General features: G+C 71.2%; 19 protein-coding genes and 1 tRNA gene. 3 read left to right on the top strand and 17 right to left on the bottom strand.

What is annotated here, in order from left to right; genetic code table 11:
• Window positions 1-90: 90 nt before the first annotated feature.
• The 4 genes from ABZ725_RS31400 to lepA form a co-directional block, all read right to left on the bottom strand.
• Complete coding sequence (locus tag ABZ725_RS31400; RefSeq protein ID WP_358805867.1) at window positions 91-1,362, bottom strand: Dyp-type peroxidase; 1,272 nt, start codon at window positions 1,360-1,362, stop codon at window positions 91-93.
• Window positions 1,363-1,435: 73 nt separating this feature from the next.
• Window positions 1,436-3,364: a SpoIIE family protein phosphatase gene (locus ABZ725_RS31405; RefSeq protein WP_358805868.1), complete on the bottom strand. Its 1,929-nt coding sequence runs from the start codon at window positions 3,362-3,364 to the stop codon at window positions 1,436-1,438.
• Between the two features lie 216 nt (window positions 3,365-3,580).
• Window positions 3,581-5,458 carry an AMP-dependent synthetase/ligase gene (locus tag ABZ725_RS31410; protein ID WP_358805869.1) on the bottom strand — a complete coding sequence of 626 codons (1,878 nt, stop codon included), beginning with the start codon at window positions 5,456-5,458 and terminating at the stop codon, window positions 3,581-3,583.
• A gap of 235 nt (window positions 5,459-5,693) precedes the next feature.
• Window positions 5,694-7,562: a translation elongation factor 4 gene (gene lepA, locus ABZ725_RS31415; RefSeq protein WP_351915629.1), complete on the bottom strand. Its 1,869-nt coding sequence runs from the start codon at window positions 7,560-7,562 to the stop codon at window positions 5,694-5,696.
• Between the two features lie 197 nt (window positions 7,563-7,759).
• On the opposite strand from lepA, the gene rpsT reads away from it, so the two are divergent.
• Window positions 7,760-8,026: a 30S ribosomal protein S20 gene (gene rpsT, locus ABZ725_RS31420; protein ID WP_020127768.1), complete on the top strand. Its 267-nt coding sequence runs from the start codon at window positions 7,760-7,762 to the stop codon at window positions 8,024-8,026.
• Between the two features lie 205 nt (window positions 8,027-8,231).
• On the opposite strand, the gene ABZ725_RS31425 is transcribed toward rpsT, so the two are convergent.
• The 10 genes from ABZ725_RS31425 to leuS all read right to left on the bottom strand — a co-directional run bounded on the left by ABZ725_RS31425 (window position 8,232) and on the right by leuS (window position 21,379).
• Window positions 8,232-8,627, bottom strand: a complete 396-nt coding sequence (locus ABZ725_RS31425) for a nuclear transport factor 2 family protein (protein ID WP_358805917.1) — start codon at window positions 8,625-8,627, stop codon at window positions 8,232-8,234.
• A gap of 145 nt (window positions 8,628-8,772) precedes the next feature.
• Window positions 8,773-9,762, bottom strand: coding sequence for a DNA polymerase III subunit delta (holA, locus tag ABZ725_RS31430; RefSeq protein ID WP_358805870.1), 990 nt, complete (start codon window positions 9,760-9,762; stop codon window positions 8,773-8,775).
• A gap of 109 nt (window positions 9,763-9,871) precedes the next feature.
• Window positions 9,872-10,117, bottom strand: a complete 246-nt coding sequence (locus ABZ725_RS31435) for a hypothetical protein (RefSeq protein ID WP_358805871.1) — start codon at window positions 10,115-10,117, stop codon at window positions 9,872-9,874.
• 118 nt (window positions 10,118-10,235) lie between these two features.
• A complete protein-coding gene (locus ABZ725_RS31440) occupies window positions 10,236-11,126 on the bottom strand; it encodes a YceI family protein (RefSeq protein ID WP_358805872.1) in 891 nt (296 codons plus the stop codon).
• 184 nt (window positions 11,127-11,310) lie between these two features.
• Window positions 11,311-12,363 (bottom strand): arylamine N-acetyltransferase, encoded by a 1,053-nt coding sequence (locus tag ABZ725_RS31445; RefSeq protein WP_358805873.1) that lies wholly within the window; start codon window positions 12,361-12,363, stop codon window positions 11,311-11,313.
• Window positions 12,364-12,367: 4 nt separating this feature from the next.
• Complete coding sequence (locus tag ABZ725_RS31450; RefSeq protein WP_358805874.1) at window positions 12,368-15,121, bottom strand: ComEC/Rec2 family competence protein; 2,754 nt, start codon at window positions 15,119-15,121, stop codon at window positions 12,368-12,370.
• A gap of 140 nt (window positions 15,122-15,261) precedes the next feature.
• On the bottom strand, window positions 15,262-16,539 hold the full coding sequence (locus ABZ725_RS31455) for a ComEA family DNA-binding protein (protein ID WP_358805875.1): 1,278 nt from the start codon (window positions 16,537-16,539) through the stop codon (window positions 15,262-15,264).
• 107 nt (window positions 16,540-16,646) lie between these two features.
• A complete protein-coding gene (locus ABZ725_RS31460) occupies window positions 16,647-17,492 on the bottom strand; it encodes a DegV family protein (RefSeq protein WP_358805876.1) in 846 nt (281 codons plus the stop codon).
• Window positions 17,493-17,602: 110 nt separating this feature from the next.
• Entirely contained in the window at window positions 17,603-18,337 is a 735-nt protein-coding gene (locus tag ABZ725_RS31465) for a hypothetical protein (RefSeq protein WP_358805877.1), read from the bottom strand.
• A gap of 156 nt (window positions 18,338-18,493) precedes the next feature.
• Window positions 18,494-21,379, bottom strand: a complete 2,886-nt coding sequence (leuS, locus tag ABZ725_RS31470) for a leucine--tRNA ligase (protein ID WP_358805878.1) — start codon at window positions 21,377-21,379, stop codon at window positions 18,494-18,496.
• Window positions 21,380-21,807: 428 nt separating this feature from the next.
• Here leuS and ABZ725_RS31475 point away from each other — a divergent pair, with 428 nt between their 5' ends.
• The gene (locus ABZ725_RS31475) at window positions 21,808-23,115 is read left to right on the top strand and encodes a cytochrome b/b6 domain-containing protein (protein ID WP_358805879.1); all 1,308 of its coding nucleotides are present in this window, start codon (window positions 21,808-21,810) and stop codon (window positions 23,113-23,115) included.
• Window positions 23,112-24,722: an NADH-ubiquinone oxidoreductase-F iron-sulfur binding region domain-containing protein gene (locus tag ABZ725_RS31480; protein ID WP_358805880.1), complete on the top strand. Its 1,611-nt coding sequence runs from the start codon at window positions 23,112-23,114 to the stop codon at window positions 24,720-24,722. The genes ABZ725_RS31475 and ABZ725_RS31480 overlap by 4 nt, the downstream gene beginning before the upstream one ends.
• Before the next feature lie 126 nt (window positions 24,723-24,848).
• Here the strand turns inward: ABZ725_RS31480 and ABZ725_RS31485 are convergent.
• From ABZ725_RS31485 to ABZ725_RS31495, 3 genes are all read right to left on the bottom strand, one after another.
• A tRNA-Ala gene (locus ABZ725_RS31485) sits at window positions 24,849-24,921 on the bottom strand.
• Between the two features lie 106 nt (window positions 24,922-25,027).
• Window positions 25,028-25,261 (bottom strand): hypothetical protein, encoded by a 234-nt coding sequence (locus tag ABZ725_RS31490; RefSeq protein WP_005479297.1) that lies wholly within the window; start codon window positions 25,259-25,261, stop codon window positions 25,028-25,030.
• Window positions 25,262-25,264: 3 nt separating this feature from the next.
• Window positions 25,265-25,438 carry a hypothetical protein gene (locus tag ABZ725_RS31495; protein WP_329217253.1) on the bottom strand — a complete coding sequence of 58 codons (174 nt, stop codon included), beginning with the start codon at window positions 25,436-25,438 and terminating at the stop codon, window positions 25,265-25,267.
• Window positions 25,439-25,487: the final 49 nt, after the last annotated feature.

A 25,487-nucleotide genomic window follows, 5' to 3' on the forward strand; every position in this document is an offset into this window, starting at 1 on the left:
CGGTTCCGCCGGCTCGGCCCGGCAGTCCGGCAGCCCAGCAGTCCGGCAGTCCGGCAGTCCGGCAGTCCGGCAGTCCGGCAGTCCGGCAGCTCAGCCGAGCAGCTCCGCCCCCAGCGGCCGTCCCGGACGCGCCCCCGGCAGGACGTACGCCACCGCCGAGCCCCGGGCCTCGCTGAACCTGCTCAGCTCGTCCCGCGCGGCCATCCGCCGCTGCACCCGGGTGAACAGCGCCGGGTCCCGCATGAAGGCGAGGAACAGCAGGCCCTGGTCGGTGGGGCCGTCGGCGTAGGAGTAGCCGCGGCGCAGCATCCGGGCGCCGGCGTCGAGGGTGGGGCTGGCGGCGCGGACATGGGAGTGCGGCGGGGTGACGTACCGGCCGCCGCCGCCCTGCGCGGTCCTGGCGTGGATGTCGACGTCGGCGTGCTCGGGGCCGCCGTCCAGCGGGCCGCCGGTCTCACGGCGACGGCCGATGATCTCTTCCTGGCGGTGCACGGGGAGCCGCGCGAAGTCCTCGACGCTCAGGTGGACGCGCCGGACGACGAGGTAGGTGGCGTCGCCCGTCCAGACCCAGCGTTCGCACTCCTCGGCGGTCGGGTTGGCGCTGCCGTTCTTGAAGCCGAGCAGGTCTCGAGGGGTGCCGCCGCCGTCGGGGGACGGCGGCAGGAAGCCGGCCTGCCGCCAGCGCGGGCGCAGGGTGTCCCCGGCCAGCCGGGTCAGGGTCGCGGCGGCCGCCTCGGTGGCGTCGGCGCTGTCGGCGCACAGCTGTACGAGCACGTCGCCGCCGCAGCGCGCAGGGTCGAGACGCTCGCCGGGGAAGGGCGGCAGCTCGCGCAGGGCGGCGGGGACGGGGACGCCGAGGCGGCCGGGCAGGCGGGGGCCGATGCCGACGGTGGCGGTGAAACGGGCCGCACCGGATCCGTTCGACCCATCCGACCCATCCGACCAGTCCGGCCCGTCTGGCTCACCCGACCCACCCGACTCGTCCGGCTCGTTCGCCTCATCCGCCTCATCCGCCTCGTCCGACTCGTCCGGCTCGTTCGCCTCGGGCACCTCGGGCACCTCGGGCACCACCAGTGAATCCGGCTCCGCGAGGGCGTGGGTCCACGCGGCGAGCACCGCCTTGAGCGCACGTGCGCCCGCCGCGCCGCGCAGTTCGGGATCGAGGTCGTACGCCAGCAGCAGCGCGGTGGCCTGCTGCGAGGTCGTCACCCCGGCCTGGCGCACGCCGTCGAGGGCGGGCCCAGGAGCGCCCTGCGGCGGATCGGCGTCACGGGTGCAGGCGGTCACGGTCAGCCCGATTCCCGCGCCCGCGATCAGGACGCGTCGGCGGGTGGGCGCATCAAATACGGCATTCTTCGCCATCAGCACGAACGGGACGATACATCCGCCGGTGCGACCGCCCCGTCTCCCCCGCCCTAGCCGATCCCCCGCACTCTCAGTCCGCCTGCAGCACCAGCAGCGCCAGATCGTCCTCCGGCGGCTGCTCGCCGAACTCGTGCACGAGCCGTCGGATCCGCTCCGCGATCAGCTCCGCGTCGAGCCCGGCACAGCCGGCGAGCGCGGTCGCCAGGCCGTCGCCGTCGTCGAACTGACGGGATCCCGACCGCCGTTCGGTGACTCCGTCGGTGACGCACAGCAGGCTGTCGCCGGTCCGCAGCTCCAGGCTGTCGCTGGTGTACGTGACGTCCTCGATGACCCCGAGGAGGGTCTGCGGGCGCCCGGCCGTGGCCACCGAGCCGTCCGGTGCGAGCAGCAGCGGCAGCGGGTGTCCGGCGGAGGCGAGGGTGCAGCGGACGCCGCCCTCGAAGGGGGCCAGTTCGCCGTAGAGGAGGGAGAGGAAGCGGGTCTGCGGGCCCTCGCCCGGTCCGGCGGGGCCGACGAAGGCGCGGGCAGCGGCGTCGGCGGCCTCGGTCGCGTCGTCGAGAAGGAGCTGGTTGAGGCGGTCCAGGACGTCGGCGACGCGGTAGCCCTCGCGGGCCAGCAGCCGCAGCCAGGGCCGGGCGAGGCCGATGACGACGGCCGCCTCCGGGCCCTTGCCCTGCACGTCGCCCACCGCGAAGCACCAGCGGCCGTCGCCCGCCGGGAACAGGTCGTAGAAGTCGCCGCTCGGCCCGCCCTGCTCGCGCGGCTCGTAGACGAGGGCGCTGCGCACGCCGGGGATCTCGGCGACCGCGCCGGGCAGCAGCCCGCGCTGCAGGACGGCGCTGATGGTGGCCTGGCGGGCGTACTGACGGGCCGCGCCGATCGCGAGCGCCACCCGGCGGCCGAGGTCCTCGACGAGCCCGGTGACCTCGTCGGGAAAGGCGGTCAGCCCGGCCCGGCCGATGACCAGGGTGCCCAGCGGGCGGCCGCCGGCGATCAGCCGGTAGGCGAGCGACGCGCCGCGCGGGCCGAGCACCGTGCCGGGCCAGGGGAAGGGCTCGGGTCCGGACTGCGGACCGCCGTCGGGCGGACACGGCGGGTCCTTCTCCAGGGCCCGGCGCAGCTCCTCGATGAGGTGCTCGCCGCCGTGCCAGACCCGGGCCAGCCGCGGACCGGGCCCGCCGGCCCAGTCACCGCGTCCGCCGACCTCGTCCTCCAGCCACACCGCGCACCAGTCGGCGAGCCGCGGCACGAGGAGCTGGCCGGTCAGCGCGGCCACCAGGTCCTCGTCGAGCTGTCCGGCGAGCAGGTCGGAGGCCTCGGCGAGGAAGGAGAGGGCGCCGCGGTTGAGCCAGTCCGGGTCGCCGCGTCCGACGGGCTGCGGCTCGGGGGCGAGCGCTTCGAGGAGACCCGGGGCGGGGCCGTCGGCCGGATCGAGGTCGTGGGGCTCGGCGCTCGGCGTCAGTCGCGCCCACACCGTCTTCGCCCCCCTGCGGTACGTCACTCCCCAGGCCTCGGCGAGCGCGGCGACCAGGCGCAGGCCCCGGCCGTACTCCGGCATCTCGTACGGCGTCACGCCCCCCGACGGCGTCTCGTACGACGATGTCTCGTTCGGCGGTGCGGCGGCGCCGTCGCGTGGGGCGCGGGAGGGGTGGTGGTCGGAGACCTCGACGACGACCGCGAGGCAGCCGTCGGGGTGCCCGGGCTCGTCCTCCAGCCGGCAGACCAGCTCGACGTCGGTGCCGGCGTGGACGACGGCGTTCGTGACGAGCTCGCTGACGACGAGTATCGCGTCCTGCGCGCACCGCTCGCCGAGTTCCCCGGGACCGGGCGCGCCGGCGCCGACCCACTCCGTGAGCGCGGTGCGGACCAGGGCGCGGGCGGCGCCGGGCGCGAGGGGGCCGCCGGTCAGGGTCGTACGGGCGTGCGGGAGCCCACCTGAGTGCGCGGGCGCACCGTTGGCACGGGAGACGGTCTCCCGTTGGGTCGGAATGGCCCCCATGCGCAGCTCCCCGGACGGTTTCGGATGCCCTCAGGGTGACAGACCGATCCCGGCCATGAGCGCTGGGTTACCGAAGTGGGCCGTCATGAGCGAGAAGCGTGCTGCGCAGGTGCACACCCGTGTACGCGCGTGCTCGATGACGCACGGTTGAGGGGCGGAATCCGAGCATTCGGACTCCGCCCCCACCCCGCGCACTGGCCTAATACGGGTGGTGCGTCACGCCTCGCGCGCTCCGGCGTACATCTCGTCGATGAGGTGCTTGTACTCCCGCTCCACGACCGGCCGCTTCAGCTTCAGGCTCGGCGTGATCTCGCCGTGCTCGACGTCGAGGTCCCGGGGCAGCAGCCGGAACTTCTTGACGGTCTGCCAGCGCTGGAGGCCCTCGTTGAGCTGCTTGACGTAGCCGTCGATGAGCTCGACCGTCGCGGACGCGGCGACGACGTCCGCGTACGACTTTCCGGCCAGCCCGTTCTCCTTCGCCCAGTCCATGAGCGAGATCTCGTCGAGGGCGATGAGCGCGGTACAGAAGTTCCGGTCGGCGCCGTGCACGAGGATGTTGGAGACGTACGGGCACACCGCCTTGAACTGTCCCTCGACCTCGGCGGGCGCGATGTACTTGCCGCCGGAGGTTTTGATCAGGTCCTTCTTGCGGTCGGTGATGCGCAGGTAGCCGTCGGGCGAGAGCTCGCCGATGTCACCGGTGTGGAACCAGCCGTCGGCCTCCAGCACCTCGGCGGTCTTCTCGGGGAGCCCGTGGTAGCCCTCCATGATGCCGGGGCCGCGCAGCAGGATCTCGCCGTCCTCGGCGATGCGCACCTCGGTGCCGGGCAGCGGCTTGCCGACCGTGCCGGTGCGGTAGGCCTCGCCGGGGTTCACGAAGGAGGCCGCGGAGGACTCCGTCAGGCCGTAGCCCTCGAGGATGTGGATGCCCGCGCCGGCGAAGAAGTAGCCGATCTCGGGCGCGAGGGCCGCCGAGCCGGACACGCACGCGCGCAGGTTCCCGCCGAAGGCCTCGCGGATCTTGGCGTAGACGAGCGCGTCGGCGACCTTGTGCTTGGCGCCGAGCCCGAACGGGACGGCGGCGCTGCCGGTGCGGCGGAAGTTGTCCTGTGCGGCCTTGGCGTACTCGCGGGAGACCCCGACGGCCCACTGGAAGATCTTGTACTTGGCCCCGCCGCCCGCGCGGGCCTTGGCGGCGACCCCGTTGTAGACCTTCTCGAAGATGCGCGGCACGGCCGCCATGTACGTCGGCCGGACGACCGGCAGATTCTCGATGATCTTGTCGACGCGGCCGTCGACGGCGGTGACGTGCCCGACCTCGATCTGGCCGGACGTGAGCACCTTGCCGAAGACATGCGCGAGCGGCAGCCACAGGTACTGCACGTCCTCGGCGCTGATCAGCCCGGTCGCGGCGATCGCCTTGGCCATGTACGACCAGTTGTCGTGCGGGAGGCGTACGCCCTTGGGGCGACCGGTGGTGCCGGAGGTGTAGATGAGGGTGGCGAGCTGGTCGGAGGTGATCGCGGCGACCCGGTCCTTGATCAGCCCGGGCTCCTGCGCCAGCCGGGCCGCGCCGCGCTTCTCCAGCTCGTCGAGGGTGAGGATCCAGTCCTCGCCGGTCTCGACGCCGGCCGGGTCGATGACGACGACATGGGTGAGAGCGGGCAGCTCGGCGCGCTTCTCGACCGCCTTGGCGAGCTGGGCCGCGTCCTCGGCGATCAGCACCCTGCTCTCGGAGTCCGAGAGGATGAACGCCGACTCGTCGGCGTTGGTCTGCGGGTAGACGGTGGTCGTGGCGGCCCCGGCGCACATGATGCCGAGGTCGGCCAGGATCCACTCGTACCGGGTGGAGGAGGCGAGCGCGACGCGCTGCTCCGCCTGCACACCGAGCTCGATGAGGCCGGCCGCGATCGCGTAGACCCGCTCGGCGGCCTGCGCCCAGCTCAGCGACTTCCATTCGTCGGGACCCGCGCCGGACGCGGCCGGCACCGGGTACCGGTACGCCTCCACGTCGGGCGTGGCCGCCACGCGCTCCAGGAAGAGGCCCGCGACCGACGGCGGACGGTTCTCGATCAGTGTCTGTGTGTCGCTCACGACATCCTCCGGCGCCCGCGGCGTTGCTGGCTCAATGCGGCTGGTGGCTGACTGCTGTTGTTTAACTCACGAGTAACTATTGAGCAGGCATCAGAGTAAGCGGCGACCGCCCGGCGCGTAAGGGGCTCCGGGTGATCGATTTCCACCAGGACGGCCCACACGAGCACCACCGGACGCACCCGGGGCCCGCCGCGCTCTCGCGTGACGGGCCCCGGAAGATCGGCGTTGCGGGCGGCTACTTCTTGCCCTTGCCGGATCCCGCGTTGTCGTCGCTGCTCAGAACGGCGATGAAGGCCTCCTGCGGAACCTCCACGGAACCCACCATCTTCATCCGCTTCTTGCCTTCCTTCTGCTTCTCCAGCAGCTTGCGCTTCCGGGAGATGTCACCGCCGTAGCACTTGGCGAGGACGTCCTTGCGGATGGCGCGGATGGTCTCGCGGGCGATGACCCGGGAGCCGATGGCCGCCTGGATGGGCACCTCGAAGGCCTGCCGCGGGATCAGCTCGCGCAGCTTGGCGACGAGCCGCACGCCATAGGCGTAGGCCGCGTCCTTGTGGGTGACGGCGGAGAACGCGTCGACCTTGTCGCCGTGCAGCAGGATGTCGACCTTGACCAGGCTGGAGGCCTGCTCGCCGGTGGGCTCGTAGTCGAGCGAGGCGTAGCCGCGCGTCTTGGACTTCAGCTGGTCGAAGAAGTCGAAGACGATCTCCGCGAGCGGGAGCGTGTAGCGGATCTCGACCCGGTCCTCGGAGAGGTAGTCCATGCCGAGCAGGGTGCCGCGCCGGGTCTGGCACAGCTCCATGATCGAGCCGATGAACTCGGAGGGCGCGAGGATCGTGGCGCGTACGACCGGCTCGTACACGTCGTCGATCTTGCCCTCGGGGAACTCGCTCGGGTTGGTGACCGTGTGCTCGGTGCGGTCCTCCATGACGACGCGGTAGACCACGTTGGGCGCGGTGGCGATCAGATCGAGCCCGAACTCGCGCTCCAGCCGCTCCCGGATCACGTCGAGGTGCAGCAGGCCGAGGAAGCCGACGCGGAAACCGAAGCCGAGCGCCGCGGACGTCTCCGGCTCGTACACCAGCGCCGCGTCGTTGAGCTGCAGCTTGTCGAGGGCGTCGCGCAGCTCGGGGTAGTCGGAGCCGTCCAGCGGATACAGGCCCGAGAAGACCATCGGCTTGGGGTCCTTGTAGCCGCCGAGCGCCTCGGTCGCCCCCTTGTGCAGGGTGGTGATGGTGTCACCGACCTTGGACTGACGGACGTCCTTCACACCGGTGATCAGATAGCCGACCTCACCGACCCCGAGCCCGTCGGCCGACTTCATCTCGGGGGACGAGACGCCGATCTCCAGCAGTTCGTGCGTCGCGCCGGTGGACATCATCCGGATCCGCTCGCGCTTGTTGAGCTGCCCGTCGATGACACGGACGTACGTCACGACACCGCGATACGAGTCGTACACCGAGTCGAAGATCATGGCCCGCGCGGGAGCGTCGTGGACGCCGACCGGGGCGGGGACCTCGGCGACGACCTTGTCGAGCAGCGCCTCGACACCCAGACCCGTCTTCGCGGAGACCTTGAGGACGTCCGCCGGGTCGCAGCCGATGAGGTTGGCGAGCTCCTCGGAGAACTTCTCCGGCTGCGCGGCCGGCAGGTCGATCTTGTTCAGTACGGGGATGATCTTGAGGTCGTTCTCCATCGCCAGGTAGAGGTTGGCGAGGGTCTGCGCCTCGATGCCCTGAGCCGCGTCGACGAGGAGGACGGTCCCCTCGCAGGCCGCGAGCGACCGCGAGACCTCATACGTGAAGTCGACGTGCCCCGGGGTGTCGATCATGTTGAGGATGTGCGTGTTGCCGGGCTCATGGGTCGGAGCCCAGGGCAGCCGCACGGCCTGGGACTTGATCGTGATGCCGCGCTCGCGCTCGATGTCCATCCGGTCGAGGTACTGAGCACGCATCTGCCGCTGGTCGACCACGCCGGTCAGCTGGAGCATGCGGTCGGCGAGCGTGGACTTGCCGTGGTCGATGTGCGCGATGATGCAGAAATTGCGGATCTGAGCCGAGGGGGTACGGCTCGGCTCGGGCACATTCTTAGGGGTCGCGGGCACGCAGGGTCCTGATTCTTGAGGTATCCGCAGGGTCAGCGGCTCGGGTCGGATCGATACGTAGGCTCCATGGTCCCATGGGTGGCGACCGGGGACCGGTTTGGGCCACTCTCGCGTCCACTGGTAACGTGGGCAGCTGTGTCTCATGCCCTCTCAGCACGGGGCACATTCGAAACCAGGAAATAGAAGAGGCTTACTTCGTGGCGAACATCAAGTCCCAGATCAAGCGGATCAAGACCAACGAGAAGGCTCGGCTGCGCAACAAGGCCGTCAAGTCCTCCCTGAAGACCGCGATCCGCAAGGCCCGCGAGGCCGCTGCCGCGGGTGACGTCGAGAAGGCCACCGAGTACCAGCGCGCTGCCGCGCGTCAGCTCGACAAGGCCGTCTCGAAGGGCGTCATCCACAAGAACCAGGCCGCCAACAAGAAGTCGGCGCTTGCTTCCAAGGTCGAGACCCTCAAGGGCTGAACCCTTATCTGATCTGATCGCCGGAAGGACTCGGGCGGGCCCTCTCTCATCCGCCCCCGACCGGCACCCACGGGTCCGCGCACGGCCTGCGTTCGCCACGCGGGCGCGGATCCAACAGCTTGATCGGCTTGAACCGAAGGCCCCGGCCCTCCGTCCTTCCCCAGGACGGCGGCCGGGGCCTTCGGCATGCTCACGACCAGAAGGCTCACGACCAGAAGTCGTTGCTCTTGTCGATGCTCTCAAGGCACTCGTCGAGGTCGGTGATCTTGTCGCCGACGATCCGGAAGACGATGCAGCCGTTCTCGTCGATGTGCTTGCCGTTGCGGTCGGCGGAGAAGCGGTGCATGGAGACGGCGTGTCCACGGCCGTCGACCATGACGCTCTTCATCTCGACCTGCATCGAGCCGCCCGTCTCCGAGAAGAGCCGACCGTACATGTCGATGATCGCGTCGGTGCCCTTGAAGTCCCCCGAGAGGGGGTGGGAACCGGGCACGTGGTGGGTACAGTCCCCGGTCATCATGCCTCTGAGGGCGTCCATGTCGCCCCGCGTGAAAGCTTCGTACCCCTTGCGGACGAGCATCGCGTGCGGGTGTTCGGCCATGTCGATCGCCACCTTTCCTGACACGTCCGATTCTCCTCCCCGGCGAGGGAAGGGCTACTGGATCACGTAGCTCGCTCCGGGGATCCGGGGGGAAGATCCGGGGGCTGGAGGGGGGAGGCGGCTTTCGGGGATCCCGGAGGGGTGGCTAGCCGCGGCCGCCGGAGCGGGCCGCCCGCGCGATCGTCACGACGGCCTTCTCCAAGGCGTACTCGGGATCGTCACCGCCGCCCTTCACACCCGCGTCGGCCTCGGCCACCGCCCGCAGCGCGAGGGCCACCCCGTCCGGTGTCCACCCCCGCATCTGCTGTCTGACCCGGTCGATCTTCCAGGGCGGCATGCCGAGCTCCCGGGCGAGATCGGCCGGCCGGCCGCCGCGCGCGGAGGACAGCTTGCCGATCGCCCGCACGCCCTGGGCGAGCGCGCTGGTGATCAGCACGGGCGCGACGCCGGTGGCCAGCGACCAGCGCAACGCCTCCAGCGCCTCCGCCGCCCGCCCTTCCACCGCCCGGTCGGCGACGGTGAAGCTGGAGGCCTCGGCCCGCCCGGTGTAGTACCGCGCGACGACGACCTCGTCGATGGTCCCCTCGATGTCGGCGACCAGCTGGGACACCGCGGACGCCAGCTCCCGGAGATCGCTGCCGAGGGCGTCGACGAGCGCCTGGCAGGCCTCGGGTGTGGCCGACCGGCCGGTCACCCGGAACTCCTGTCTGACGAAGGCCAGCCGGTCCGCCGGCTTCGTCATCTTCGGGCAGGCCACCTCCCGCGCCCCGGCCTTGCGCGCGGCGTCCAGCAGCCCCTTGCCCTTGACCCCGCCGGCGTGCAGCAGCACGAGCGTGATCTCCTCGGCGGGAGCCCCGAGGTACGCCTTGACGTCCTTGATCGTGTCGGCGGACAGGTCATGCGCGTTGCGTACGACCACGACCTTGCGCTCCGCGAAGAGCGACGGACTGGTCAGCTCGGCGAGCGTGCCGGGCTGCAGCTGGTCCGAGGTCAGGTCACGTACGTCCGTGTCGGCGTCGGCGGCCTTGGCGGCGGCCACCACCTCCTGCACGGCACGGTCGAGCAGGAGGTCCTCCTGGCCCACGGCAAGGGTCACCGGGGCGAGAGGGTCGTCGTTTGCAGTCTTCCTGGCCATCTCCGAAAGCATCCCACGAGCCACTGACAACGCGGTCGAGGTCCGACGTGTACGACTGCGGCCGACGTGTCCCACTGCGGCCGACGTGTACGACTGCGGGCGAGGCCGGCTACGGCTCCTCGCGCCAGCCGTCCCACTCCCCCGCGAACTCGTCGAGCGCCGCTGCATCGAGCCGCTCGTCCTCGTCCCCGACCAGGACGAGCCACTGCGCGTCCTCCGCGTCGTCCTCCCCGGCCAGGGCGTCCCGGACGATCCTCGGTTCCTCGCCCACCCCGAACCGCTCCCCGAGCGCTTGGGCCACTTCCTCAGCGGCCTCACGATCGGGCAGCACCAGCACATGTCTCACATCACTCACGGCCCCATTTTCCGGCACGCGGGGCGGCAGCCGTACCGCAGGTCAGCTCGTCGGCTCGTCGGCGCGGTCGGGCGTTCGGTGCGGTGAAGCCTTCGATGCGGTCAGGCCTTTGGCGCGGTCAAGCCTTTGGCGCGGTCTGCACGATCTGCACGTCCAGCTCGATGCTGATGCTGGGGCCGACCACCGCGATGCCCCGCGTCAGCATCGTCTGCCAACTGACGGTGAAGTCGTCCCGGTGCAGTTCGGTCCGCGCCCGGCAGGCCGCCCGCACCTCGCCGCCCATGCCGTTGCCGACCCCGAGGTACTCCGTGTCGAGCGTGACCGTCCGCGTCACACCGTGCAGCGACAGCGCCCCGGTGACCGCCCACCGGCTGCCGCCCTTGTGCACGAACCGCTCGCTGTAGAACTCGAGCGTCGGGAACCGCATGACGTCCAGGAAGTCCGCGGACCGCAGATGGTCGTCCCGCATCCTGACGTTCGTGTCGATGGACGCCGCGTCGATCACCACATGCATCGCCGACTGCTCCATCCGCTCGGCGATCCGCACCGCCCCCGCGAAGGAGTTGAACCGCCCGTGGATCCGGGCGAGCCCGATGTGCCGCGCGGTGAACCCGATCGACGAATGCGTCGGCTCGATCTCCCAGTCCCCCGGTGCCGGCAGCTCCGGAGGCCGCGCGACCTGGAGCGTCACATCACCGAGCGAGGCCAGCGCGTTCTCCCCGACGGTCGCCGTCGCCCGGTAGGGCGTGTACCCCTCGGCGGACACCGCGAGCCGGTACTCCCCCGCCGGCACGGTCGTCATGAACGCCCCGAAGGGATCCGTGCCGCCGCTGACGACGTTGCGTCCCATCGCATCGCTCACCGCGAACTCCGCATGCGACACCGGCTCGTTGACCGGGTCGAGGATCCGGCAGCTCAGCACTCCGGCGTTCGGCGGAGTGTGGACCGCCGCGAGGGGACTCGTCCGCTGCACGCGGTTCGTACGGTTTCCCAGCCAACGGCCGAACATCTACGACACCCCTGCGCGACTTGACATCACTTGTTGCCGAAGAAGCATTCGATCACCGATGCGGCTTTCGAGGCAAGACAAGCCCACATCGCGGGAAACCAGCGCATGTGCTGGCACTACGCACGAGTAGCCCCGTGTGACCGGAATCTACCCCTCCGATCGCAGGCTTCGCTCAGTCGGCTTCTCAGCCCGTCTCTCCGCCGGCCTCTGTCGGCCTCTCCGCCGCCCGTACCCTCGGCACCCGCTCCAACTCGATCCCGAACCGCTCCCGATACACCGCCAACACCGCCTCGTCGCCCGTCAGTTCACTCTCCTCACTCACTCCGTCGGCGGACGTCGCCTTGAACCGGCGTCCGCTGAGCGTGATCCTCCCTCCGTCCTCCGTGACCCGTGAGCAGATCAGCGACTTCGTGAAGTGCGACTCCGGCGAGGTGCTGTGCCACCAGGCTCCCGCCACGAAGTCCCCCAACACCCGGGGCCGCACCTCCAGTCGGTACACCCGCACCCCGTCGCACACCACGTCCAGGTCCCGCGTCCGAGCCGCACCCGCACCCGCACCCGCACCCGCACCCGCACCCGCACCCGCACCCGCACCGACCCTGGCCGGATCCGGGCCGTCCCGATTCGCCTCGACGATCCGGAACACCCCGCCGGGATCCCTCTGTTCGTCACGACGCCCCCAACGGAGCGGGTAGTGGCTGTGCGCCCCGAACCCGACGTCGGCCAACCACTCGCCCGCGTCCGCCGTCCCCACCAGCAGCGCGAGATGGTCGTACGGAATCCCGAGCCTCCCCTCCTCCCCGTACACCCGCGCCGCCAGCAGCGTGACCTCGAACCCCAGCGCCGCGAGCAGCGCACCGAACGCCCCGTTCAGCTCGTAACAGAACCCTCCCCGCCGCGCCCCGACGACCTTCTCGACAAGCCGTCTCTCCTCCAGCACGATCCCCTCCCCGAGATGAACCGACAGGTTCTCGAAGGGCACCGTCCGCAAATGCCGCAGATGCAACTCACGCAGCAGATCGACGGTGGCGGCAGCGGTGGCGACGTTGGCCGTGGCAGTGTCGCCGGGGGTGGTGGCGTGGGCGACGGGGGCGGTGGCGGTGGCGGTGGTGACGGGAGTGGTGGGCCGTGCCGGGGGCTCGACGCCGATGCGGCGCAGATAGGCATCGACCAGTCGGGCGTCGAGCCGAGCGACTGAGGGCTGGGGCGGTTCTTCCTCGGCCTGTGCGGGATTCATGCCCTCAGTCTCGCGCCACCCCCAGTTCCCCGCCCACGCCCGCGACCACCGCCACCGCGCCGTCCCGGTCCGTCCGCAACACCGCCGCGCCTCCCGCACGCAGCGCCGCGACCGTGCTGGGCGCGGGATGCCCGTACGGGTTGTCCGCACCGCACGAGATCAGCGCCAGCCGTGGTGCCACAGCGCGTATGAGGTCCGGATCCTGGTAGGCCGAGCCGTGATGCGCCACCTTGAGGACGTCCACTCCCCGCACCAGCGCGGCCGCCGGTGATCGCGCCAGTGCCTGTTGCGCCGGGGGTTCGAGGTCTCCGAGCAGCAGCATCCGCAGCCCGGCCGACCGCACGAGCAGCGTCACGCTCGCGTCGTTCGGGCCGTCCGGTTCCGGCACCGGGTCCGCCGGCGGCCACAGCACCTCCCAGTCGAGCGCCCCGATCCGCCGCCGCTCCCCGGCCACGACCCGCACCATCGGAACGCCCCGCGCCGCCGCCTCCTTCCGTACGAAGTCCACCTGGTCCACGGGCTCCTCGAACCCCGTCGTCTGGATCTCGCCCACCGCCCGGCCGCGCAGCACCCCCGGCAGCCCGGCGACGTGGTCGGCGTGGAAGTGGGTGAGCACGACGAGCGGCACCCGGGTGATGCCGAGCGAGCGCAGGCAACGATCGACCAGCCTCGGATCCGGCCCGGCGTCCACCACGACCCCGGCGCCGTCGCCCGCCGCGAGGACGGTCGCGTCGCCCTGTCCCACGTCGCACATGGCCAGCCGCCACCCGGGCGGCGGCCAGCCCGTGAGCACTCTGGTCAGCGGCGGCGGTTGCACCACCACGAGCAGGAGCAGCACCCCGCAGAGCCCGCACAGCCAGGGGTGCCTCGACAGTCGCCGCCCGAGCAGCACCACCCCTCCCGTGACGAGCGCGAGCAACAGGGCTCCGCCCCAACTCCCCGGCCAGTCCACTCCCCCGCCGGGCAGCGCCGCCCCGGCCCGCGCCACACCCGCGATCCACCCGGCCGGCCAACTCGCGCACCAGGCCAGCGCCTTGGCCACCGGCATCGCCACGGGCGCCGTCGCCAGCACCGCGAAACCCAGCACCGTCGCCGGCGCGACCGCGAACTCCACGAGGAGGTTGCAGGGCACCGCCACCAGACTGACCCGCGCCGACAGCACGGCGACGACCGGCGCACACAGCGCCTGCGCGGCTCCCGCGGCCGCCAACGCCTCCGCGAGCCGCGGCGGTACCCGCCGCCGTCGCAGCGCCGCGCTCCACCTCGGCGCCAGCGTCAACAGGGCCCCGGTGGCCAGGACGGACAGCAGGAACCCGTAACTCCGGGCCAGCCACGGGTCGTACAGCACCAGCAGCAGTACCGCTGTCGCCAGCGCCGGGATGAGCGATCTGCGGCGGCCGGTCGCCAGGGCGAGCAGCACGATCGCCCCGCAGGCCGCGGCGCGCAGCACACTGGGGTCGGGCCGGCACACGACCACGAATCCGAGGGTGAGCGCTCCGCCGAGCAGCGCGGTCGTCCGGAGCGGGACGCCGAGACGGGGCGCCAGGCCGCGGCGCTCCACCTGCTGGGCCAGCCCGGGCGGTCCGAGAAGGAGGGCGAGGATGATCGTGAGGTTGCTCCCGGAGACGGCGAGGGTGTGTGCCAGATCCGTCTCCTTGAAGGCCTCGTCCAGTTCGGGAGTGATCCGCGAGGTGTCCCCGACGACCAGCCCGGGCAGCAGCGCCCTCGCATCCGTCGGCAGTCCCTCGGTGGCCGCCCGCAGTCCCGCCCGCAGCCGCCCCGCCAACCGCTGCGCGGCCGACGGTTCCTCCACCACCGACGACGCCGCGCGATCCCGGACCCGCAGGACAGCCGCAATCCGGTCCCCTCGAGCCAGCGCGGGCGCCAACCGCCCGGTCACCCGCACCCGGGTGGACGGCAACAACCCGAGCCACGACGCCCTGGACGTCACCCCGCGTCCCGGCACACCCCCGGGCACCGCCCGGCCGACAGACTCCGCAGGCTGCACACCCCCGGACGCCTCCCTCCCGTCGAGCCCCGCACGCGGACCATCCGCGCCCATGTCCATACCGGTGCCGGTGCCGGTGCCTGCACCTCTACCTGCGCCTCTGCCTGTGCCCGAGCCCGACCCGACGTCCACGATCACCAGCACCGGGGCCCGCGTCGCCACCGCCGTCCGGGCCGCACCCTCGACGCTGCGCACCTCGCCCTCGATCAGGACGGAGTCCGGAGTCAGGTGGTCCCCGCTGACTCTGGGCCGGGTGAGCCGTGGATCGGAGGTGATCTCGACCTCGGCGGTGACGGTCGCGTACTCCCGTGCCAGCGCCGGCACCGGCCCCCGGCGCAGATCGGCCCCGTGCAGCCCGGCCGACGCGGCAGCCGCGGCCACGCAGAGCAACGATGCGGCGACGGTGACCCGAGGCCAGGCGATCCGCCCGCCCACGCCCCGGTCACTCCGCCCGCCCACGCCCCGGTCACTCCGCCCGCCCGCACCCCGGTCGCTCTCCCGACCGCTCTCCCGGCCGGCAGGGCGGACGCCCCACGTGCCCGGAGTCCGGTAGCCGCTCACTCCGCGCCGCGCCGGCCGCCGCCTCACGATCAGCAGGGCGCCGGCGGTCACCAGGCAGACGGCCACGATGCCGCCCACCAGCCCTGGCGACGCGTCCAGTGTCAGCACGGCCGTCGCCCAGGCCGCGAGCGCGGGCGGCACGAGCCGTAGATCCACCGGCCCTTCCTGGCGCGGGTTGGCGTCGCCCAAGCGCTTTCCGGATTCCGCGTGCACGGCTCGGCGAGCGCGGGAGCCGGGCACGCCCCGGACGCCGATGCCGTCGGCAGCACCCCTGGCCCTGGTTCCGGGGGCCCCGCCTCCAGGAACGGCGTGTTCAGCGTCTTCACGCCTCATGGCCGCACGAGATTCCGCAGGTCGGCGAAGCGTCGCTCGCCGATGCCGTTGACCTCGCGCAGTTCGTCCACCGATCGGAAACCGCCGTGCTGTGCCCGGTAGTCGACGATGTGCTGTGCCAACACGGGGCCGACGCCGGGCAGGGTGTCGAGCTGATCCACGGTGGCCGTGTTGAGGGAGACGGGGGCCGGGGGCCCGGCTCCTGCCCCCGCACCGGCGGAACCTCCTGCTCCCGCCCCGACGGCCCCGGCCGGCGCGGGTCCGCCGACGACGACCTGCTCCCCGTCCACGAGGAAGCGCGCGCGATTGAGACCGTCGGTGTTGGTGCCGGGCCGGACTCCACCGGCCGCGCCCAACGCGTCGACAACGCGTGAACCGGCCGGGAGCCGGTGGATACCGGGCTTTCGCACCTTGCCGCTGACGTCCACGACGATCTCGGCCCCGGCCGTACTCCCCATGCCCGACGGCACGCCGGCAGAAGTGGCCGGTTCTGCCGCCGAGCCCTGTTCATCTGCCGGGTAGGGAGCCGCGGCTCGCACCACCTCCGGTGCCCTTACCGGCTCGGCCCGTCCTGCCCAGAAGTGCTGTACGGCGAAGGCAGCGGCGGCGACCAGCAGTACCGTGAGCGCGACCACGCTCCTGCGCTCCAGTCCGCAGCGCGCCTGCAGCCACACAGGCATCCGCTCCCGCAGAGCAAACCCCGCCCGCGTCTGCCAGAACCCTGCGCCACCAGGAGCTGTCCCCTCACCCCCCTCGTCGACGTCGTCAGGCCGCACACCCACACCGCCGGACCCACCACCGTCCGACACATCGGCCCCCCGCAAGGCATCCGAAGCCCCCGCCGTTCCCGCCGCCCCCGCTGTTCCCACTGCGCCCGCAACTACCGCAGCTACCGAACCCGCCACCGTCTCCGAAGCCACCCCCGTCTCCGACACCACGGCCGTCTCCGACACGACCGCTGTTCCCGCCGCCCCCGCCGCTCCCGACGCCACCGACGCCACCGGCGTTTCCACCGCCCCCCGCACACCCGCCGCTCCGACAGGCACGGCGCCACCCCCATCCGGCGGCGGACCCAACCCCAACTCCCGTCGCATGCGGGCCCGTTCGGCGAACAACACCTCCGCCCGGCGACGGTTCTCCTCCGCCGAGGCGTCACGGTGTCCGGCCCGGCCGCCGCCAGGTGAGCGGAGTCGGCGGGAACGGCCGTCGGAGCCGGGGCCCCGTCCAGGGCCGCTGGTCGCATGCGTGCTGTGTGAGCGTGATCGAAGTGCCATGCGACGAGGATCGGACACTTCGCCGCACCGCGATGATCTTGCTCAATTTCCGTGGATCACCGCACAGTTGTGGATAACTCCACCACTCGCCCGAGTGAGGGAAGTCCTCAGCGCGGCGAGACCACGACCCCGAGCAGTCCCGGCCCGGTATGCGCCCCGATCACCGCTCCGACCTCGCTCACGTGCAGGTCGGCGAGCCCGGGCACGCGTGACCGCAGGCGGTCCGCGAGAGCGGACGCCCGGTCGGGAGCGGCGAGATGGTGCACGGCGATGTCGACGGGCGCGCTGCCCGCCCGGTCGGCCCCGAGTTCCTCCAGGCGGGCGATCGCCCGCGACGCCGTCCGCACCTTCTCCAGAAGGTCGATGCGCCCGCCCTCCAGCTGGAGGATCGGCTTCACCGCGAGCGCGGAGCCCAACAGGGCCTGCGCGGCGCCGATCCGACCGCCACGGCGCAGGTAGTCCAGGGTGTCGACATAGAAGTAGGCGGACGTCCCGGCCGCCCGCTTCTCCGCCGCGGTGACCGCCTCGTCGACCGTGCCGCCCGCCTCGGCGACCTCGGCCGCAGCGAGCGCGCAGAAGCCGAGCGCCATGGCGACCATGCCGGTGTCCACCACCCGTACCGGCACCGGCGCCTCACGCGCCGCGACGACCGCCGCGTCGTACGTGCCGGACAGCTCGGCGGAGAGATGGAGGGAGACGATGCCGGTGGCGCCGGACTCGGCGACCTTGCGATACGTCTCGGCGAAGAGCTGCGGGCTGGGGCGCGAGGTGGTGACGGGTCGTCGCTTCTGCAACGCCTGTGCGAGGGAACGGGTCGAGATCTCGCTGCCCTCTTCAAGGGCCTGGTCGCCGAGGACGACGGTCAGGGGCACCGCTGTGATGCCGTGGCGCTCCATCGTCCGCTGCGGCAAGTAGGCCGTTGAATCCGTGACGATCGCGACATGGCGGGACATGACCTGGAGGTTACCTGGCGTAGCCCCCGTACGGCAGCCCGGCCCCTCGCAGCTGGGCCGCCCTTGACCGAATCAAGTACCAGTCGAACAGCACCCGCCCCGGGGTCACCTCAGGTGGTGCTCTCAGGGCGCGGCTTCTTCTGCCACGGGTAGGTGGGACGCGCTCCCGGAGGGGTGATGGCGGCCTGGGTCGGCTCCTCCGCGGTGCGTGCGCCGGGTGTCTCCGGCCACGTCTGCCCCGCTGCCGGGCTGTCGGCGGCAGGCGCCTCGGGCCACGAGTGTGGCGTCTGGGCGGATTCCGGTGTGGTCCAGTGCCGCAGGGCACCGGTCTCGACGTCGATCTGGGCGCTCAGGGAGTCGAGGTCGTCGTCCGCGAAGCGGTGGGCGCGGTCCCGGGCCGCCCAGCGCAGCGAGTCCGCCGATCCCGTGATGCGCTCGGTGCGCTCCCGCAGCGAGGGCAGCCGCTCGGTCAGCGTCGCCCGGTCCGGCTCGGACTCCAGGCGCTTGAGCTCGTCGTCCAGTTCGCGGCCGTGTGCGCTGAGTCTCTGGAAGAGGCCGAGGGACTCCTTCAGGGACTCGTCCTCGGCGACGCCCGCGTGCAGCGCGTCCTGGGTGGCCCGCATCGATGTGCGCAGCTTGAGCCGCAGCTGGGCGATCTCGCCGGCCGGTCCGAGCTGGGCGAAGGACTTGGCCCGCAGGGTGTGGTCCTCGACCGTGCGGCGGGCCTGGGTGATGGTGCGGTCGACGCCCCGCTTGGCGGCGCCGATCGCCTTCACCGTGGCGTAGGCGCCGAGCGCCAGGAACAGCACGAAGAGCAGGGCTACCACTGTGATCACTGCTTCCACGAGCTCCTCCTGCGGCCGGCCACGACACATCCGGCGCCACACATGGCGCGCCGCACTCAAAACGGTAAACGACGCGGGCAGGTTCGGAGTTCCAGAAGAACCCCGAACCTGCCCGCACGAAGCCCCTAGGGGACGGCCGCGGCCGGTCTCGGCCCCTTACGCCGGAACGATGTTCACCAGCTTCGGCGCCCGCACGATCACCTTGCGGATCCCGGCACCGCCCAGCGCGCTCACCACGGCCTCGTCGGCCAGCGCCACCTTCTCCAGCTCCTCGTCGGAGATGGCCGGGGAGACCTCCAGGCGCGCCTTGACCTTGCCCTTGATCTGCACGACGCAGGTCACGCTCTCGTCCACGACGTACGCCGGGTCGGCGACCGGCAGATCCTGGTGGACGACCGAGTCGGTGTGGCCCAGCCGGCGCCACAGCTCCTCGGCGATGTGCGGGGCCAGCGGGGCGACCAGCAGCACCAGGGCCTCGGCGACCGGGCGCGGCAGCACGCCGCCCGCCTTGGTCAGGTGGTTGTTCAGCTCGGTGATCTTGGCGATGGCGGTGTTGAAGCGCAGGCCCTCCAGGTCCTGGCGCACGCCGTCGATCGCCTTGTGCAGGGCCCGCAGGGTGTCCACGTCGGGCTCGGCGTCGACGACGGTCACCTCGCCGGTGGTCTCGTCGACGACGTTGCGCCACAGCCGCTGCAGCAGGCGGTACTGGCCCACCACGGCGCGTGTGTCCCACGGGCGCGAGACGTCCAGCGGGCCCATCGCCATCTCGTACAGGCGCAGCGTGTCGGCGCCGTACTCGGCGCAGATCTCGTCCGGGGTGACCGCGTTCTTCAGGGACTTGCCCATCTTGCCCAGCAGCTTGGAGACCTTCTCGCCCTGGTAGTAGAACGCGCCGTCGCGCTCCTCCACCTCGGCGGCCGGCACCGCGATGCCGCGGCTGTCGCGGTAGACGAAGGCCTGGATCATGCCCTGATTGAACAGCTTGTGGAACGGCTCCACGGACGAGACGTGCCCCAGGTCGAACAGGACCTTGGACCAGAAACGCGCGTACAGCAGGTGCAGCACGGCGTGCTCGGCGCCACCGACGTACAGGTCGACGCCGCCGTGCGGCTGGCCTTCGCGCGGGCCCATCCAGTACTGCTCGATCTCGGGGTCGACCAGCTTCTGGCTGTTGTGCGGGTCCAGGTAGCGCAGCTCGTACCAGCAGGAGCCGGCCCAGTTGGGCATGGTGTTGGTCTCGCGGCGGTACTTCTGCGGACCGCGGCCGTCGCCCAGGTCCAGGGTGACGTCGACCCAGTCCTCGTTGCGGGACAGGGGCGTCTCCGGGGACGTGTTCGCGTCGTCCGGGTCGAAGGTGCGCGGCGAGTAGTCCTCGACCTCCGGCAGCTCCAGGGGCAGCATCGACTCGGGCAGCGAGTGGGCGATGCCGTCCTCGTCGTAGACGATCGGGAAGGGCTCGCCCCAGTAGCGCTGGCGGCTGAACAGCCAGTCGCGCAGCCGGAAGTTGACGGTGCCCTCGCCGATCCCCTTGCGCGCCAGCCACTCGGTGATGCGCGCCTTGGCGTCGGCGACGCCCAGGCCGTCCAGGGCGATCTCGTCGTTGGAGGAGTTGATGATCTTCGCGTCGTACGACCCGAAGGCGTTCTCCCAGGTCGACGGGTCGGTGCCGCGGTCGTCGGTCGGCTCGACGATGCAGCGGATCGGCAGCTCGAAGGCGCGCGCGAACTCGAAGTCGCGCTGGTCGCCCGCCGGGACGGCCATGATCGCGCCGGTGCCGTAGCCCATCAGGACGTAGTCGGCGATGAAGACGGGGATCCGGTCGCCGTTGACCGGGTTGGTCGCGTACACGCCGGTGAAGACGCCGGTCTTGTCCTTGGCCTCGGCCTGGCGCTCGACGTCGGACTTCGAGGCGGCCTGCGCGCGGTACGCGGCGACGGCCTCGGCCGGGGTCGCGTGGCCGCCGGCCCAGACGTCGTGCGTGCCCTCGGGCCACGCGTCCGGGGTGAACTTGTCGACCAGCGGGTGCTCGGGCGCCAGCACCATGTAGGTCGCGCCGAACAGGGTGTCCGGGCGCGTGGTGAAGACGGTGATCCGCTCGCCGTCCACGGGGAAGTCGACTCGGGCGCCCTCGGAGCGGCCGATCCAGTTGCGCTGCTGCAGCTTGATGGCCTCGGGCCAGTCCAGCGCGTCCAGGTCGTTCAGCAGGCGGTCCGCGTAGGCGGTGATGCGCATGTTCCACTGGCGCAGCTTGGCCTTGAAGACGGGGAAGTTGCCACGCTCGGAGCGGCCGTCGGCGGTGACCTCCTCGTTGGCCAGCACGGTGCCCAGGCCCGGGCACCAGTTGACCGGCGCGTCGGAGGCGTAGGCCAGGCGGAACTCGCTCAGGACGTCGGCGCGTTCGGTGGCGGTCAGTTCGTGCCACGCGCGCGTGTGCCCTGGTACGGCCCGCTCACCGGACTCGAACTGGGCGATCAGCTCGGCGATCGGGCGGGCCTTGTCCGCCTCGTCGTCGTACCAGGAGTTGAAGATCTGCAGGAAGATCCACTGGGTCCACTTGTAGTAGTCCGGGTCGATCGTGGCGAACGATCGACGCCGGTCGTGGCCCAGGCCCAGCCGGCGGAGCTGGACCTTCATGTTCTCGATGTTGGCCTCGGTGGACACACGCGGGTGCGTGCCGGTCTGCACGGCGTACTGCTCGGCGGGCAGGCCGAAGGCGTCGAAGCCCAGGGTGTGCAGGACGTTGTGGCCGGTCATCCGCTGGAAGCGCGCGAAGACGTCGGTCGCGATGTAGCCCAGGGGGTGGCCGACGTGCAGGCCCGCACCGGAGGGGTACGGGAACATGTCCATGATGAACTTCTTGGGCCGGGCGACCAGCTCGGGGTCACCGGCCAGGTCGCCCTTCGGGTTCGGGGCGGCGTACGTGCCCTCGGCGTCCCAGAAGTCCTGCCAGCGTGCCTCGATCTCGCCGGCCATGGCGGCCGTGTAGCGGTGCGGCGCGGCCTCTGCCGGGACAGCGGCGGCAGCGGGGTTCGTCTCGCTCATGGTCCTCAAAGCTCCATCGATCGTCTCTGCCAGCGGCATGTCGTCCAGGAAACGAAAAATCCCCTCGCACAGGAGGGGACGCCGCGCCGATTCCGAACCGTCCGTTCACCGGCGGTCGGGACTGATCAGCGCGGCTCGCTAAGCAGAAGGCGTACAGCACGCATGGCGCTAGGGTACCGCAGGCCTTGAGCACGCCGCGACGCGCTTACGTATGCATGGTCGCGACAACGTTGCTGCAACCAGAATCGGCAGGCCGGAACTGAATCAAGGTCAAGGGTTACTTCGCGTAACAGTAGCTAAGGGACATCACAACAGCCAGATCGTCGTTTCATAACAACGCAATAACTCAAACCTCGTACCCATCGGTATGGAGCCACTTAGAGTTCGGCAGCGGGACCGCTTTCCCGAAACTGCTCGGAGTTGCCCCCATGAACCCTCGTCGTAACAGCTCGCTCCCCAAGCCGGGTCGGTCGGCCTATGGGGCGGCGACTGCTGTCGTCCTGCTCCTCATACCCGTAGTCGTGCTGGTCGGAGGTGACCAGTTCCAAGCCTTCCTGAACTTCGGCGCGGGCGTGTTGTCCCTCGTCTCGCTCAGCTGCTCGGTGATCTGGGGCCTGGTCGCCCAGGACCGGATCTTCCTCAACACTCGCCAGCGGATCATCGGCCAGGCGGTGCACCGGACGACAGCGGTCGGCTCGATCGCGTTCCTGCTGCTGCACATCACCACGAAGATCGCACTCGACCACACCCAGCTCATCGCCGCGATCATCCCGTTCTCGCTCGGCATCACCGGGAGCGCCGGCCTCATCGGCCTCGGCTCCCTGGCCGGCCTACTGATGATCTTCGTCGGCATCACGGGCGCACTGCGCAGCAACTTCGCCGCGCCCGCCGAGGTCGCCGCCCGCTGGCGCGCCATGCACATGCTGGCCTACCCGGCCTGGTGCGCCGCGCTGGTCCACGGCCTCTACGCGGGTCGCCAGGCCAAGCCGATCTTCACGATCCTGTACAGCCTGTGCCTGCTGGGCGTCATGGCCGCCCTGGCGCTGCGCGCTGCCCCGCGCCCTGTCAAGCGCCAGGTCGCCGACCGGCTCGGCTCGGTCTTCGGCGGCGCCGAGGACCGCTCCGCGATGGACGGCCTCGAGGCTTCACGCGCGCGCGTGGGCGAGACGGGCTCCTCCGCGCTGCCCGGCTACGAGGGCCGCTCGGGCCGCTCGTCCGACACGATGAGCTCCACGCGGATGGCCCCGCCGTCGTCGTCGCCGCTGTACGACACGCCCGCCACCCCGGAGCCGGCGAACGGCTTCGCGGCCGCCTACCGCGCCGTCAACACACCGCAGCGCGGCCAGCAGCAGCCCTATGCGGCCGACCAGACGGCCCGCATGAACATGCCGTTCGACGTGCAGCCCACGCAGGCGATGCCGCGGGTCGACAACGGCGGCAGCACCTCGGGCAGTTGGCCGATCCCGTCCCCGCCGCCGGTCGGCGAGGCGCCTCCGTCGGCCTACGACCCGCTCCAGGACACGGGATTCAACATCCCGGTCTATGGCAATTCGGGCACTCCGGGGCCCGGCGGACGTGATGTGTACAACACCGGTGAGACGAACCCCGCGTACGGCACGTACAACCAGAACGACACGTACAACAGCGGTCCCGCCAATGAACCAACGCCCGGCGCGTCCTTCGACGCACCGGGTTCGGGCGAACCTTGGAACACGCCTTCCGGAGGCTATAGGTGAACGAGGCCCTGCCCGACGTCCCAGAAGTCCGCGTGGTCGGCCTTCCGCAGCTCACGTCGGGCTTCGACCTTGTCGAAAGACTGGATCTGCCCATGCACCTGAAGGTGCATGGGCCGCTCGAACCCCTGGGCGGAGAAGCCCTCGCCAAGCTCTCCGAGAACATCAACCTGAAGGGCCGCGGCGGCGCGGGCTTCCCCTTCCACAAGAAGCTGCGCTCGGTCGCCGAGGCCGCGATCAAGCGCGGTGTACGGCCGGTCGTCGTCGTCAACGGCAGTGAGGACGAACCGGCCTGCCGCAAGGACACGGTGCTCATCAACCGTGCCCCGCACCTCATCCTGGACGGCGCGCTGCTGGTCGCGGAGGCGCTGGGTGCCCGCACGCTCGTGGTGGGGGTCACCCGTGAATCGACGCAGCGCTCCATGGAGGCCGCGCTCTCCGAACGCGGCCTCAGCAACGGCCGTAGATCGGCCCTGAAGGCGTTCGTCCAGCGCAACCCGATCCGCATGGTCACCGGCGCCGCCGCATCGCTGATCCGCTCCATCGACGGCGGCCCGCCGATCCCGCCCGGCCGCAAGGTCAGCGCCTCGCAGAACGGCGTCGGCGGCGCACCCACCCTGCTGTCCAACGCCGAGACGTTCGCCCAGCTGGCCATCGCCGCCCGCATCGGCCCGGAGCGCTACGGCAACACCGGCCTGTACGACGAGCCGGGCACCGTCATGCTGACGGTCTCCGGCGCGGTCGCCCGCCCGATGGTGATCGAGGTCCCCACGGGCGTGCCGCTGCGTTACGTCCTTCAGCTCGCCGGCGCCCCGCCGGTGCCCCAGGGCGTGCTGACCGGCGGCTACCACGGCAAGTGGATCGACGCGGCGACGGTCAACGAGGCGATCGTCTCCCGCAACTCCCTCGACGCGGTGGGCGGGGCGCTCGGCGCCGGCGCGATCCTGCCGATCAGCCAGGAGACCTGCCCGCTGGGCGAGTCGCTGCGCGTGGCGCAGTGGCTGGCCGACGAGAGCGCGGGACAGTGCGGTCCCTGCTACCTCGGCCTGCCGGCCGCCGCACGCGGCATGGAGGACATCATCAACGGCGGCGGCCCGGCCGCCCTGGAGGCGCTCAAACAGGTCGCCAAGAACGTCAAGCGGCGCGGTGCGTGCTCGCATCCGGACGGCTCCGCGATGTTCCTCGAGTCGACCATCAAGGCGTTCACCGACGACCTGGCCGCCCATGTCCTCGGCAATGGCTGCGGACGGCCCGTGGAGGGCGTTCTGCCGCTCTTCGAGGCCGGCATGGCCCCGGCGGCCATCACGAGCGGCATCCCGCCGGAGGACAGCGGCTCGAGCCGCCAGAAGATCTTCGTCGACTGGACGCTGTGCCGCGGCCACGGCCTCTGCGCCGACATCCTCCCGGAGGTCTTCCAACTGGGCGCCGACGGCTTCCCGACAGTCGCACAGGCGAAGGTGCCGCAGAACGCGGAGGCCAAGGCGCTGCGCGCGGTTCGCCGCTGCCCGGCCCTCGCCCTGCGCGTCGAGGAGGACACGCGCCCGCAGGCGCCCGCCCGCAATCTCCCGGTCCTCTCCCAGGGTCGCGGCCGCCGCGCCCTCGGCCGCTGAGCGACACGACGACGACAGGGCCGCCCGTTCTCGGGCGGCCCTTCACGTTTCCGCCTCCGAACACCACAAGTCCGGGGACGACAAAAAGATCCCGCTGGATCGAATCCGATCCAGCGGGATCTGCTGTGGAGCTAAGGAGAATTGAACTCCTGACCTCCTGCATGCCATGCAGGCGCTCTACCAACTGAGCTATAGCCCCTTGCGGTGTTCCGCGGGTCTCCCCGGCGGCGACGCCAACATTACCGGCCCGGGGGGTGGACCACCAAATCGTTTCCGCCCTGTCCGGTTCAAGCCGGTATGACGGGTCAAGCGGTGACGAACGAATAGAACCGCTTGAGCGTGCAGTGCTCCTCGAGGAGCCGGCCGTAGATCGGCTCGCCCTCCAGCTCACGGTAGGTCTCGATCGGGTCGCCTTTTATGATCAGCGCCCGCGCGCATTCCTCGCACCAGTACTGGTAGTCGGCGTTGACCGGCTCCATGTCACGGACGATCGGGGTGCCGCTGCCGCACCAGTCGCACTTTCGCCTGTGTGCACCCATCGATCAGCTCCAGCTGTGGCCGCAGGCCGTGCACACGTAGGAAATCCCGCCGTTGTCACCGAGAACCTGGGCCACATGGCCGGAACCGCAGGAGGGGCAGCTGAGCCGCGTGGCCTTGTCCCGTGTCAACGCCGCTTCGGAGAGGTGGCCGACCTCTCCGAGGATGCTCGCAGGCATCGCTACTCCCTCCCGTCGGGCCGCGCCCCCTTCCGGCCGTTTGATTCTG

The sequence above is a fragment of the Streptomyces sp. NPDC006872 genome (assembly GCF_040635845.1).
Taxonomy (GTDB): Bacteria; Actinomycetota; Actinomycetes; order Streptomycetales; family Streptomycetaceae; genus Streptomyces.

Excerpts from the sequence above, each read along its gene's own strand:
- ABZ725_RS31400 (WP_358805867.1), bottom strand. The coding sequence starts at position 1,362 with ATGGCGAAGAATGCCGTATTTGATGCGCCCACCCGCCGACGCGTCCTG.
- ABZ725_RS31405 (WP_358805868.1), bottom strand. The coding sequence starts at position 3,364 with ATGGGGGCCATTCCGACCCAACGGGAGACCGTCTCCCGTGCCAACGGT.
- ABZ725_RS31425 (WP_358805917.1), bottom strand. The coding sequence starts at position 8,627 with ATGGCCGAACACCCGCACGCGATGCTCGTCCGCAAGGGGTACGAAGCT.
- holA (WP_358805870.1), bottom strand. The coding sequence starts at position 9,762 with ATGGCCAGGAAGACTGCAAACGACGACCCTCTCGCCCCGGTGACCCTT.
- ABZ725_RS31440 (WP_358805872.1), bottom strand. The coding sequence starts at position 11,126 with ATGTTCGGCCGTTGGCTGGGAAACCGTACGAACCGCGTGCAGCGGACG.
- ABZ725_RS31445 (WP_358805873.1), bottom strand. The coding sequence starts at position 12,363 with ATGAATCCCGCACAGGCCGAGGAAGAACCGCCCCAGCCCTCAGTCGCT.
- ABZ725_RS31455 (WP_358805875.1), bottom strand. The coding sequence starts at position 16,539 with ATGGCACTTCGATCACGCTCACACAGCACGCATGCGACCAGCGGCCCT.
- ABZ725_RS31460 (WP_358805876.1), bottom strand. The coding sequence starts at position 17,492 with ATGTCCCGCCATGTCGCGATCGTCACGGATTCAACGGCCTACTTGCCG.
- leuS (WP_358805878.1), bottom strand. The coding sequence starts at position 21,379 with ATGAGCGAGACGAACCCCGCTGCCGCCGCTGTCCCGGCAGAGGCCGCG.
- ABZ725_RS31475 (WP_358805879.1), top strand. The coding sequence starts at position 21,808 with ATGAACCCTCGTCGTAACAGCTCGCTCCCCAAGCCGGGTCGGTCGGCC.
- ABZ725_RS31490 (WP_005479297.1), bottom strand. The coding sequence starts at position 25,261 with ATGGGTGCACACAGGCGAAAGTGCGACTGGTGCGGCAGCGGCACCCCG.
- ABZ725_RS31495 (WP_329217253.1), bottom strand. The coding sequence starts at position 25,438 with ATGCCTGCGAGCATCCTCGGAGAGGTCGGCCACCTCTCCGAAGCGGCG.